9 protein-coding genes are annotated in these 12,395 nt (G+C 72.5%); all 9 read left to right on the forward strand.

The annotated features are described in order from the left end of the window. Nucleotides 1–398: 398 nt before the first annotated feature. The 9 genes from ABZ272_RS28745 to ABZ272_RS28785 all read left to right on the forward strand — a co-directional run bounded on the left by ABZ272_RS28745 (nucleotide 399) and on the right by ABZ272_RS28785 (nucleotide 12,330). Nucleotides 399–2,099 carry a glycosyl hydrolase gene (locus ABZ272_RS28745; RefSeq protein WP_355053062.1) on the forward strand — a complete coding sequence of 567 codons (1,701 nt, stop codon included), beginning with the start codon at nucleotides 399–401 and terminating at the stop codon, nucleotides 2,097–2,099. A 225-nt stretch (nucleotides 2,100–2,324) separates the two neighbouring features. Further along, nucleotides 2,325–4,262: a hypothetical protein gene (locus ABZ272_RS28750; protein ID WP_355053063.1), complete on the forward strand. Its 1,938-nt coding sequence runs from the start codon at nucleotides 2,325–2,327 to the stop codon at nucleotides 4,260–4,262. 94 nt (nucleotides 4,263–4,356) lie between these two features. Further along, nucleotides 4,357–4,908 carry an acyltransferase gene (locus tag ABZ272_RS28755; protein ID WP_355053064.1) on the forward strand — a complete coding sequence of 184 codons (552 nt, stop codon included), beginning with the start codon at nucleotides 4,357–4,359 and terminating at the stop codon, nucleotides 4,906–4,908. After that, nucleotides 4,901–6,499 carry a lipopolysaccharide biosynthesis protein gene (locus ABZ272_RS28760; protein ID WP_355053065.1) on the forward strand — a complete coding sequence of 533 codons (1,599 nt, stop codon included), beginning with the start codon at nucleotides 4,901–4,903 and terminating at the stop codon, nucleotides 6,497–6,499. The genes ABZ272_RS28755 and ABZ272_RS28760 overlap by 8 nt, the downstream gene beginning before the upstream one ends. Before the next feature lie 66 nt (nucleotides 6,500–6,565). After that, nucleotides 6,566–7,864, forward strand: a complete 1,299-nt coding sequence (locus ABZ272_RS28765) for an O-antigen ligase family protein (RefSeq protein WP_355053141.1) — start codon at nucleotides 6,566–6,568, stop codon at nucleotides 7,862–7,864. After that, entirely contained in the window at nucleotides 7,861–9,468 is a 1,608-nt protein-coding gene (locus ABZ272_RS28770) for a polysaccharide biosynthesis C-terminal domain-containing protein (protein ID WP_355053066.1), read from the forward strand. Before ABZ272_RS28765 ends, ABZ272_RS28770 begins: the two co-directional genes overlap by 4 nt. An 8-nt stretch (nucleotides 9,469–9,476) precedes the next feature. Then, nucleotides 9,477–10,379, forward strand: coding sequence for a sulfotransferase domain-containing protein (locus ABZ272_RS28775; protein ID WP_355053142.1), 903 nt, complete (start codon nucleotides 9,477–9,479; stop codon nucleotides 10,377–10,379). Further along, nucleotides 10,376–11,638 carry a hypothetical protein gene (locus ABZ272_RS28780; RefSeq protein WP_355053067.1) on the forward strand — a complete coding sequence of 421 codons (1,263 nt, stop codon included), beginning with the start codon at nucleotides 10,376–10,378 and terminating at the stop codon, nucleotides 11,636–11,638. The genes ABZ272_RS28775 and ABZ272_RS28780 overlap by 4 nt, the downstream gene beginning before the upstream one ends. A 215-nt stretch (nucleotides 11,639–11,853) precedes the next feature. After that, nucleotides 11,854–12,330, forward strand: coding sequence for a UDP-N-acetylglucosamine--LPS N-acetylglucosamine transferase (locus ABZ272_RS28785; protein WP_355053068.1), 477 nt, complete (start codon nucleotides 11,854–11,856; stop codon nucleotides 12,328–12,330). The last annotated feature ends 65 nt before the right edge of the window (nucleotides 12,331–12,395 follow it).

Here is a 12,395-nt window from a genome sequence, read left to right on the forward strand (position 1 = left end):
CTGGGCCCGGTCGGCCAGTTCTGCGCCCGCATCGGCCGCCACCTCGGGGACGAAACCGCGCCTTGCCGGATCGCCGCCCGGACTCCGCCTCGGCTCGACCGCCCTTATGAAACAGGGCCTAGCAGGTCGATCGGCCGGGTCAAGGTGAGGCACCGGCTGGCATGGTCGGAGAGCTTCGATGATCTCGCGAAGGGTCCAGCTGAGCGCCGGGCCGGGAGGTGCGCGAACGCCCGACGTGACCTGGGCCGATTCGCCGAGGAGGCGCGGCGGACAGTTCGTTCCGCGTGGATCCTTAGCTGAGGGTTAAGACGCGCTTACGGAAAACTGTCCTACCGACGGCGTGCCCTGGTCATCGATACGCTGCTCACGGTTATCGCAGCAGACACAGGGAGTTCTCCTTGACCAGGCACGGACTACACCGCATCACCCGGTTCCGCAACGGCCCCCGGCGCAAGGCGATCGCCATCGGCGTCGTCGGCGGCTCGGTGGTGGCCGGCATCGTGGCGACCATGATGCCCCTGTTGGCCAGCGACGACCTGTCGATCCGCGCGGTGGCGGACACCACCGCGACGATCGTCTCGCAGGACGGTGACAACTCCACCAAGGGGACCCTGGCGACCTGCCCGGCGCGCTGCGACGGCAACCCGCGCGGCGGCCGGGAGGCGGTCGTCGAGTTCGCGGTGACCAGGCTTCCCGCCGCCGCCGTCAACGTCCGGGCGACCCTGCGCATGCACGCCTGGCAGCAGTTCGCCGCCACGGTGACCGCGCACGCCTCGTCGGTGAGCGCCCGCGAGGCGCGGCCGGCCCCGGCGCAGGCGGGAACCGTGTTGGACTCGGTGACCGGTGTGGCCAAGGGCGTCAACGAGTGGGACGTCTCCAAGCTGGTCACCGGAAACGGCACCTGGACGGTGTCGCTGGCCCAGACCGGCCTGGAGACCCGCGTCTACTGGGCGTCGGTCGAGAACCGCAACGCCGACCTGCGGCCCAGCCTGGTGATCAGCTACGACCTGGGTAGCGGGCCGACGTCGGCGCCGACCACCCGACCCGCGCCGACGCCCACGGTCGCGCCGACCACCGCCGCGCCCCGGCCCACGCCGACGGTCGCGCCGACCCGTACGCCGACCCCGACCCAGAGCCCCACCCTCCCGTCCGGCAAGTGCGGCCAGGTGTCCGACACGCTGGTGCCCTCCTGCGGCGCCTGGTGGGGGATGTACTCACCCGCCAACGCCGGCAGCGGCTGGGACCACGGCAAGGCGATCACCGACGTGGAGGCCCAGGTCGGGCGCAAGTTCGACATCGTGCACCGCTACCACGACTTCTCCAACGCCGGCAGCAACGGCGCGTTCCCGGACGACTACGAGCAGGACCAGATGCGCCAGGGCCGGCTGATGTTCTTCGCCTGGGAGTCGCGCGACTTCTCCGCCGGTACGACGCTGAAGTGGTCCGACGTCTACAGCGGCCGGCAGGACGCCACCATCGATGCGGTCGCCGGTCGCATCCGGGCCGCCAAGGTGCCGGTGTTCATGGGCTTCGACCACGAGCCGGAGGACGAGCCGGGCAAGGGTAGCGACGCCGACTTCGTCCGCGCCTGGAAGTACGTGTACGAGCGGTTCGCCAAGGCGGGCGCGGACAACGCCGTCTGGGTCTGGACGATGATGGGCTGGTCCGGGCACTACTCGCGGTACGCCGGCCTCTACCCCGGCGACCGGTACGTCGACTGGGTCGCCTACGACCCGTACAACTTCCACGTCTGCAACGGCAGCACCGTGTGGAAGAGCCCGAGCACGACGATCGGCGGCTTCTACGACTGGCTCGACCAGAACGGCATCGGTGCGGGCAAGCCCCGGATGCTCGCCGAGTTCGGCACGAACTTCGACGCCAAGGACCCGGGCGCGAAGCAGCGCTGGTTCCAGGAGTTCCCGGCGGCCCTGAAGGCGCACCCGAAGATCAAGGCCGCCATCTACTTCAATTCGCCGGGCATGACGACCCGCACGGCGACCTGTGACATGACGATGAACCACGACGCCTCCGCCGTGGCCGGGTTCACCCAGGCCGGCAAGGACGCGTACCTGCGGCAACCCACCGGAGGGAGCCGCTGACACGTGTGACGACACTGTGAACACAGCCGCCGTTCATCGGAGATCCACCAGCTGATCTTCCGGCGTTCTGTCGGCTAGCAGATTCACGCACCGCCCAATCGGCGGATGCGCCTACCAGGCTGGGCGAGGCACGCTACCTCGGGTTCTCATCCATCTTGGAGGCGTAGCGTGCCCACACTCTCGCACTCATGGCGTTTGTCAGGACGACGTCGTACCCGGGCGGGGGTGATCGCGCTGGCGGTCCTCGCCGCGGTGCTCAGCGCCCCCACGGCCTCCTCGGCGGCGGTGGTGCCGGTCCCCGGGACCGCGACCCTGGTGTCCGCGAATCCCGCCGACCTCACCCCGCACGCCCGCGACGGTGAGACCCGCGCCTTCGCGCAGGTCGGCAACACCGTGTTCGTCGGCGGCAGCTTCACCCAGCTCCGGCAGACCGCCACGTCCGCGTGGGTCACCCAGCGCTACCTCTTCGCGTACGACCGCACCACGGGCGCGATGTCCACCAGCTTCCTGCCGGTGCTCGACGGCGCGGTCAACACGCTGCTGGCGGGCCCCGGCGGCACGCTGATCGTCGGCGGCGCCTTCAAGAACGTCAACGGGGTCTCCCGCAAGAACCTGGTCGCGTTGAACCCGAGTACCGGCGCGATCATCGACAGTTGGGTGGGGCGCTCCGACGGCGGCACCGTCCGGGATCTGGCGCTGTCGGGCAACTGGCTCTACGTGGCCGGCGCGTTCAACTGGCTCAACGGCACCGCGCACGCCGGTCTCGGCCGGCTGAACGCGACCACCGGGGCGATCGACCCGACCTTCTCCATCGACGCCACGGTCGGACGGCACGGCACCACCTCGTACGTGTGGACCATCGACGTCACTCCGGACGGCAACACCCTTGGCGTCGGCGGCAACTTCACGCTCCTCAACGACCTGCCGCGTAACCAGATCGCGCTCGTCGACGTGTCCGGCACCCCGGCGGTACTGGACTGGAGCAGCGAGAAGTACGTCGCGCCGTGCGCCGCCCCGACGACGTTCGTGCACTACGTGCAGGACCTCAAGTTCGGCGAGGACGGCACCTGGTTCGTGGTCGGCAGCAACGGCGGCGCCGGCTGGCCAAGCGCGTACTGCGACGCGCTGGTCCGGTTCGAGACCGCAGCCCGGGGCACCGGCCAGGTGGGCACCTGGGTCGACTTCACCGGCAACGACACCATCACCTCGGTCGAGGTGGCCGACAACGTCATCTACCTGGGCGGTCACTTCCGCTGGTTGAACAACCCGAACGCCAGCGACAACGCCGGCCCGGGCGCGATCGACCGACTCGGTATCGGCGCGGTCACCCCGGCCACGGGTCTGCCGGTGAACTGGAACCCGCGGCGCAGCGGCAGCGCCTCGATGCCGTCCGGCACCACCGCCTGGGGTTCGGCGGTGCCGGTGCTCTGGCGCGGCTCCGACGGTCTCTACTTCGGCCACAACTCCGACGGCATGGGCGAGGAGTACCACGGGCGGCTCGGTATGTTCCCGCTCGCCGGCGGTCGTACCTTCACGGCGAAGAACCCGCCGAGTGGCAGCAGCGGCAACCTCTACCTGGGCACCGGAGCGGGCGAGGTGTCCAAGGTGCCGTTCGACGGCGTGACGCTGGGTACCCCCACCACCGTCAGCCAGCCGGCCTACACCGCGTCCGGCGCGACCTGGCGGGTGGACGACCGGATCTACTGGTCGCACACGGTGGCGGGTACGCCCACCGGCAGCCGGATCGACGTCTCGCTGTTCAACGGCGGCGCGATCGGCTCGTCGTGGGAGGCGTCCGGCTACAACGACTGGTTCAACCCGGCGAGTCTCACCGGCGCCTTCTACCTCGACGGTCGGCTCTACTACACCCGTACCGGCGCCAACAGCCTCTACTACCGCTACTTCGAGATCGACGGCAACTACCTCGGCGCGACCGAGTTCGCGCTGCCGACGAGCGGTGTCACCTGGTCGAGCGTGCGTGGCATGGCCTGGGTGGACGGTCGGATCGTCTACGGTGCCACAGACGGCGGGTTGCGCAGCGTCCCGTTCGACCCGACGGCCGCGCCGACCGCGGTGGTCAACGGCATGGCGACGACGCTCATCGCCGCAGCGACGCCCGAGTTGTCGTGGTCTATCCCCTCAATGTTCTTCTCCGTGCAGTGATGGTCAACCGTTCGTAACGGAGGATCGGTAGATTGTTCACGTCGGGTCGGCGGCGGTACCACCGCCGCCGGCCCCGCGATGTGGGGAGGGGTCGTTGGTCGGCGGCGCTGGATTCCGCGCGAAACGCGCGGTCCACCTGGTCTTCGCGCTCAAACGTGCCTGGTACGGGTTGCGCTACCGGCGGCTGACCCTCGGACGGGACGTGCAGATCCGCGGCCGGATCCGGCTGCGTCGGGGCGTACGGGTCACCATCGGCGACCGCACCCGCATCAACAAGCTGGTCCGCTTCGCCGGCCCCGGCGAGGTACGCGTCGGCGCCGACTGTCTGCTCAACGCCACCTGGATCGGCACCTGGACGTCGGTGACGGTCGGCGACAGGTGCCTGTTGTCCGACTGCGAGCTGCTCGACAACGACTTCCACAACCTGCCGCCCGACCAACGGCACGCGCCGCCCGGCCCGGCCACCCGCGCGCCGATCGTGCTGGAGGACAACGTCTGGGTCGGCGCGCACGCCCTGGTGCTCAAGGGGGTCCGGGTCGGCCGGGACAGCGTCGTGGGCGCGGCCTCGGTGGTGCGTACCGACGTGCCGCCGGGCGTCGTCGTCGTGGGCAATCCTCAACAGACGGTGAAGAAGTTCCATGACTGATGCGACGCCCGCTCCCTGGCCACCCGACTCGTCGAGCTCCGGCGGCACCCGGGTGGTGACGCTCTCCGACCTGGTGCGGGTGCCGATGCACCGGCTGCGGCTGGTGGTCGCGGTCGCCCTGGTCGGCCTGCTCGCCGCCCTCGGTTACGTGCTGCTGGTCCCGGCGGCGGTGACCGCCCGCGCGGTCGTGGCGGTCCGGCCAGTCGTCACCGACGCCTTCACGCCCAGCGGCGCGGGCGCCGACCGCGCCGTCAACATGAACGTGGAGAGCGGCCTCGCCACCGGCACCGAGGTGGTTCAGCGGCTCGCCGACGCCGTCGGTGGCGAGCCGCGCGACGTCCGCAACGCCCTGGAGGTCGAGGTGCCGACCGGCGGGCAGATCCTGCGCTTCACCTACCAGACGCACGACGCGCAGCGGGCGGTGCAGGGCGCCAACCTCGCCGCGCGGGCCTACCTCGACGTGCGGCGGGCCATGTACGAGCAGCAGCGCGCCGAGATGCTGCGCTCCTACGACGCGAGCATCGCCAAGGTCGTCGCCCAGCAGACGGCGGTGCAGAAGCGCGCGAGCAGCGCCAAGGGCACCGCCGCCGGTGACGCCGCGCTGGCCGAGCTGTCCGGCATCAACAACCAGCTCACCCAGCTCAACACGGCCCGCACCGAGATCGCCGCGGTCGACGTCAACCCCGGCTGGGTCACCCAGACCGCCGAGCGGGCGCTGGTGACCTCCGCCGGGCACCGGCCGCTCTACCTGGTCGCCGGCCTGCTCGGCGGCGCGCTGATCGGCGTCGTGCTGGCGTACGCGTGGGAGTCGGCGGACCGGCGGGTCCGCTCGGTCAACGACGGCCGGGACGCCACCGGCCTGCCGCTGCTCGGCACGGTCCGTCGGCCGCCCTTGCGGGGCAGTCCACGGGCGGTCGACGCGGACATCCGCTACGTGGCGATGGCGGTCGCCGAGCGGGTACGCCAGCCGGCCCGGGTCGCGCTGGTCACCTCCCGCGAGGACGTCACGGCGCTCACCGCCGGGCTGGCCGTGGCGCTCGCCGCCGACGGTCGGGAGGTCTTCGTCGCCGACGACAGCGGCCGCGTCGAGCGCCTGCGTGCCGCCGTCCTCGCCGACCGGGGGCGGCTGCCCCTCGACCCGTCCCGCCCGCTGGTGCCCAAGCCGCGTCCGGCCGGCACGCCGACGGCGGGCGGTGCTCCCGCCGATACGCCGGCGACTCGTCGGCCGTCCCCGCACCCGCCCGGCAGCCGCCCGTCCACCGACCCGGACGCGACGCTCACCCTGCCCCGGGTGGCGTCCGCCCGGACCGACAACGGCCGTCCGGCGTCGGCGGACGAGGTGACCGTGGGGGTGGGCAGCGTCCGCTTCGGCACCTGGCGGCAGGGCGCCGACCACGGTCTGGTGCTGTTCAACGCGCCACCGGCCGAGTCCGACGAGCGCGGCGTCGCGGTCGCCCGACAGGGCAGCGCGGTGGTGGTCATCGAGCGGGACCGTAGCCGCCAGAGCGACCTGCGGCGGCTCGTGGAGCGGCTGCGCGCCGCCGGGGTCACCCCGCTGGGCTTCGTCCTCACCCGCAACGGCCGGGCCTGATCGGTGTCGGTCACCCGCGCCCCGGCGACCGAGCCGCCACCCGGTGACACACCGGCCGCCGTCGCGGTGACGCCGCCGACACCGCCACCCGCGCGGCTGCCGCTCTGGCCCCTGGCGGTGATGTTCGGCCTCGTGCCGCTCTGGTGGGCGCTCGGCGCGTTCTACCTGGGCTGGTCCCTGCTGGGCGCGCTGCTGCTGGCGGTGCTGCTCACCCGGGGGCGGGTGCCGCTGCCCCCGGTGGCCGGCATCTGGCTGCTGTTCCTGGCGATCGTGGTCGTCAGCGCCACCCAACTGTCCTCACCGGCGTCGCTGCTGACCTTCGCCCTGCGCCTCGCCTTCTACCTGACGGCGCTGGTGGTCGGCGTCTACGTCTACGCCGCCGCCCGGGAACGTGCCGACCTGGTGGCGGTGCTCACCCCGCTCTGCGCGTTCTGGTTCGCGCTGGTGGTGCTGGGCTGGCTCGGGGTGCTCGTGCCCCGGTTCGCGCTGGCCACCCCGATGGAGGTGCTGCTGCCCGCCGGCGTCGCCCGTACGCCGTTCATCCAGGACATGGTGCACCTGACCACCGCGGAGTACAGCCCGCGCTCGCTCAACCCGATCTATCGGCCCGCCGCGCCGTTCGCCTACACCAACAACTACGGCAGCGCGTACGCGATGACGTTGCCCTGCGTGGTGGCGTACACCATGTTGCGCCGTCGCGGGCTGCTGCGGTGGGCGCTGCTGGCGTCGCTGCCGCTGTCGCTGGCCCCCGCGTTCCTCACCCTGAACCGGGCGATGTTCCTGAGCCTCGGCGCGGGGCTCGCCGTGCTCGGAGTGCGGGCCAGCCTGCGGGGCAACGTCCGCGTCGCCGCGTCCATCGTCGGCGTGGTCGTGACCGGAGCGGTGGCCACGCTCTTCATCCCCATCACCGAGTTGATCAGCAATCGGGTCGACTCCAGCGACACCAACACCGACCGGTTGTCGCTCTACACGGAGGTGATCCGCCGCGTGCAGGACTCGCCGTGGCTTGGCTACGGCGCTCCGGTGAACGTGGACACCGTCTCCGCGGACGCGCCGATCGGCACGCAGGGGCAACTGTGGATGGTGCTGTTCAGTCACGGCGTACCGGCGCTGCTCTGCTTTCTGGGTTGGTTCGTGGCCGCCGCGGTGATCTGCGCGCGGGCGACGTCGGCGGCCGGTCAGTGGTTGGCCGTCGTGCCGGTGGTCTGCCTCGTGCAGATCCCGTTCTACGGCATGGCCAACCAGAACCTGACTGTCGCGTTCTTCGCGGTCGGCTTCGCCATGGCGCTCACCGAACGCGAACGCGCGCCCCGCCCGTACCGGTGGCATCCGCCGCTCGTCTCCACCACGGCGGTGCCGGCATGACCGCCGCCACCCGACCGCCGGCCGACGCCGGCCGGGACGGCCCGCCGAGCGCGGTGACGGACGCCGGCGCGGTCGAGACGCGCCGCAGCGCCCGCAGCGGGGTCGCCGGGTTGCTCGGCGCGGCCGTCAGCGGCCTGTTCGGGTTCGTGCTGGCCGTGGTGATAACCCGGGGGTACGGGACGGCCGGCGCGGGTGCGTTCTTCGCCGCGATCGGCGTGGTCACCGTGGCCACCGCGGTCTGCACGCTCGGCGCGGAGACCGGGCTCATGTGGGCCGTCCCCCGGCGGCGTCTCGGCGTCCGGGGTGACGCGGCCCGGGTGCTTCCGGTTGCGCTGATCCCACCGCTGCTGGCCGGCGTCGCCGTCGCCGTCGCGGGAGCGCTGAGCGCGGACGCGCTCGCCCCCCGCCTGCTGCGCGGCTCGGGCGACGCGGCCCACGGGTTGCTGACGCTGACCTTCGCCGCCGTGCCGGTGGTGGTGGCGATGACCCTGCTGCTGGCCGCGTTGCGCTGCGTACGGCCCATCCGCGCGTACGTCGGCGTCCAGTTCCTCCTGCTGCCGGTGGCCCGCCCGGCGCTGGTCGGCGCCGCCGCGCTGGCAAGTGGCGGGCTGCTCGCCGGCATGACCGGTTGGCTGGTGCCGGCGGCGCTGGCGTTGCTGGCCTGCCTGGTGCTGGTGGCCGGGCCGCTCGGGTTGGGCCGGGGCGCGGATCTCCGGCCGACCAGGTCCGACTGGTCGACGTTCTGGCGCTTCGCCCTGCCCCGGGCCGCCTCGGCAGCCATCGACGCGGGCAGCATGTGGGTGGGGGTGCTGCTGACGTCGGTGCTGGCCGGACCGGCCGACGCGGGCGTGTTCGGCGCGGTCGGCCGCTACGTGCTGGCCGGACAGCTCGCCATGCAGGGCCTGCGGGTCGCGGTGTCACCGCAGCTGTCCCGGCTGCTCGGGCGCGGTGAGCGGGCCGCCGCGGCGGCCGTGCACCGGCAGTTGACCATCTGGGGGCTGGTGCTGTCCTGGCCGGTGTACCTGCTGCTGGCGGTGTTCGCGCTCGCGTTCCTGCAGTTGTTCGGCCGGGAGTTCACCGCCGGCGTGCCGGCGATGACGGTGTTGGCGCTGGCGATGCTGGTGAACACCGGCGTGGGCAACGTGCAGAGTCTGCTGCTGATGGGCGGACGCAGCGGCCTGCACCTGGTCTCCACGCTGGCCGGGCTCACCGTGACCGTCTCGCTCGGACTCTGGCTGATCCCCGGTCACGGCGCGACGGGCGCGGCGCTGGCGTGGGCCGCCGGCATCGCCACCGAGAACCTCACCGCCGCCGGCTTCGCCCGGTCGGTGGTCGGCGAACCGCTCGTCGGCAGGGCGACGCTGCGCGCCGCGGCGGCCACCGTCGGCGGTGTGGGCGTCGCGGCGGCGGTCGGCGTGCTCGCCGGGGGGCGTGGCCTGCCCGGCCTGGCGGTGGCGCTCGCCGTGCTGGTGGCCGGCTGCGTCGGCTTGTTGACGTTGCCCCGGGTGCGCGCCGGCATCCGGGTGACCATGAGGCAGATCCGTGGGTCCGACGAGACGGCCACGGCCGCCGGGCCGGCCCCGGCATCGACGAGAGGTAGGTGAGGGCCGTCGTGGCGTCCATCCGTGACCGGGTCAAGCAGTTGGTGCCGACCCAGGTGACCACCCGGGTGAAGGATTCCCTGGTCGACTACGGGGTGCGCACCAGTGACCGGCGACCCCTGCCGGACTTCTTGATCATCGGCACCAAACGGGGTGGCACCACCTCGCTGTGGAACTACCTCATCCAGCATCCGCTGGTGCCCCGGCTCTTCCCCGCGTGGAACACCAAGTCCGCGCACTACTTCGAGGAGCACTGGGGTCGCGGCGAGGCGTGGTACCGCTCGCACTTCCCGACCGAACGGCAGCGCGGTGCCCTCGCGAAGCGGCACGGCGGGCCGGTCCGCGTCGGCGAGGCCGCGCCGCTGTACATGTTCCACCCGCTCGCCGCGCAGCGGGTCGCCGCGCTCATGCCGACCGTGAAGCTGATCGTGCTGCTGCGTGATCCGGTCGAGCGGGCGTACTCGCACTGGAAGGAACGTCGTACGCACGGCATCGAGCCGCTGGACTTCGCGGACGCGCTGGCCGCCGAGCCGGAGCGTACGGCGGGGGAGCGGGAGCGGCTCATCGCCGAGCCGGAGGCGTTCAGCGAGGCGTACGACTGGTACACGTACCGGGCGCGCGGGCGTTACCTGGAGCACCTGGAGCCGTGGCTGGACCGCTTCGACCCGGCCCAGATCCTCTTCCTGCCCAGCGAGGACCTGTACCGCGACTCGCGGGCCACCTACCGTCGCACCCTCGACTTCCTCGGGCTGCCCGGGTACGACCTGCCGAACTTCAAGGTCTACAACGACCGGCGCTCGGCCCCGCTGGAGCCGGCGGTCCGCGCCGAGCTGACCGACTACTACCGCCCGTACAACGACGCGCTGCGCGCGCGGCTCGGGTTGGACCTCGACTGGGCGGACCGGGCGGCGTGACGACCGGGGTCGCCCCGGCCACGGATCCCCGGTCCCGGGTGGATGGGCTGGGCTGGGTGAGTCGTGCGGTGTTCCCGGACGACCGGGTCCACCTGACGGTGGGCGGCGCGGTGCCGGCCGGGCAGCGGACGGTGGCGCGCTACGCCGTGGTGCCGTCGGTGGCGCGGGCGCGGTTCCTGGTGCCGCTGGGGGCACCCCGGGCCGGCGCGGCGTCGCTGCTGGCGTACAACGCGTTGCGGCCGCCGAAGGTGCGGGCGTTCCGGGCGGCGCTCGGTGGGCTGGCCCGACTGGGCGGGGCGGGCCTGGCGCCATTTCCGACGCTGACCGTGTCGGTGCCGGTGGGGGCGCCCGTGGTCGATCTGGTGCTGACCGAGCGGCTCGCCGCCGCCCTGGGCGGTACGCCCCTGCTGGCGGCGTGCGGCGTCCGGCCACCGGACCCGAACGCGAAGCCCACGCTGCAACTGTTCACCGTCGACGGTCGTCCCCGTGGCTACGCGAAGATCGGCTGGAACGACGCCACCCGAGCCCTGGTCACCGCCGAGGCCGCCGCGCTGCGGGCGCTGCGCGTCGTGGCCGGTGTGCCCGACCATCCGGCGCCGCCCGGGCTGCTCACCGAGACGGCGTGGGCCGGTCAGGCCGTCGCGGTGATCGAGCCGCTGCCGCCGGACGTACGTGGAGTGCCGGCCGACGACCCGCCGCGGATCGCGGCGTTGCTCGCGGTTGCCCGGCGGGGCGGCGAGCCCGGTGTGCCGCGCCCGTTGGCCTCGTCGACGTTCCTGGCTCGACTTGCCGCCCAGGCGGAGCGGGCCGCCATGGCGGGGTCCGCCGGGGCGCGGGCGGTGGCGGCGGTCGCCGCGCTGGCCCGCCGACACGGTGACACGGCCGTCGAGTTCGGTCACTGGCACGGCGACTGGGTGCCGTGGAACCTGGGCACGCACGACGGCCGCCTGGTCGCCTGGGACTGGGAGCACAGTGGCCCGGACGTGCCGGTCGGCTTCGACCTGGCGCACGACGCGTTCCAGCGGTCGCTGGTGCTGCGTGGCGAGTCGGCCGAGGTGGCCGCCGCGGCCGTGGACGCGTGCCTGGGGCGACACGGTGGGCGGCTCGGCCTCGACGCCGAGCGGTGCGCTCTGGTTGCCGACGGGTACCTGCTGGAGATGTGGCTACGTACGTGGCGGCTGGCCGACGCCGGCGCCGGGTGGAACCCGGCGCTGCATCCCGCACTGTTGGACGTCATCGAGAAACGACATAGCGAGTGAACAGGAGAATTCCCGACGCCGGGGACGCGTCGTAGAGTGACGACATAATGGCAGGTCGTGACGGTGGTCGATGGGCTGTGGGGTCGACAGTGGGCCTGAGCACGCCAAGGGGAGATCGTCGCCTCGTCCGGTCGCGCTATTCAACGACCGGAAAACCTGTGATCTGCTTCTGCCTTGCGTGAATCGGAATTCCAAGCGAACTTGTGGGGAGTCGCGTGGACACGAACATCGACGACGAGTCGCCGGTGCTGCTGCTGGTCGGATCCAGCGGCGGTCACCTGGCCCAACTTCTCGCGTTGCGGCCCTGGTACGAACGGTGGCGGCGCTGCTGGGTCACCTTCGACACCCCGGAGGCGGTGTCGCTGCTGACCGGTGAGGACCTGGTGCCGGCGCACCATCCGACCACCCGGAACGTACCGAATCTGCTGCGCAACGCGCGGCTGGCCTGGCGGGTGCTGCGGCGTCGGCGGATCGCCGCCGTGGTCACCACCGGCGCGGGCGTGGCCGTGCCGTTCGTGGTGCTGGCCCGCCTCCGTCGCATCCCGACGGTCTACATCGAGGTGTACGACCGGATCGACACCCCGACGTTGACCGCTCGGCTCTGCCGCCCGTTCCTGTCCGCGATGCTCGTGCAGTGGGACGAGCAGCGCCGGCAGTACCCGGAGGCAACCGTCGTGGGGACGCTGCTGTGAGCGGGGAGGCGGACACCGCGCGCCGCGCCCAGTCGCCCCGCCCCGACGCCGCCGCCGATCCGTCC

The sequence above is a fragment of the Micromonospora sp. NPDC005979 genome (assembly GCF_040614415.1).
In the GTDB taxonomy this organism is placed as follows: domain Bacteria; phylum Actinomycetota; class Actinomycetes; order Mycobacteriales; family Micromonosporaceae; genus Micromonospora.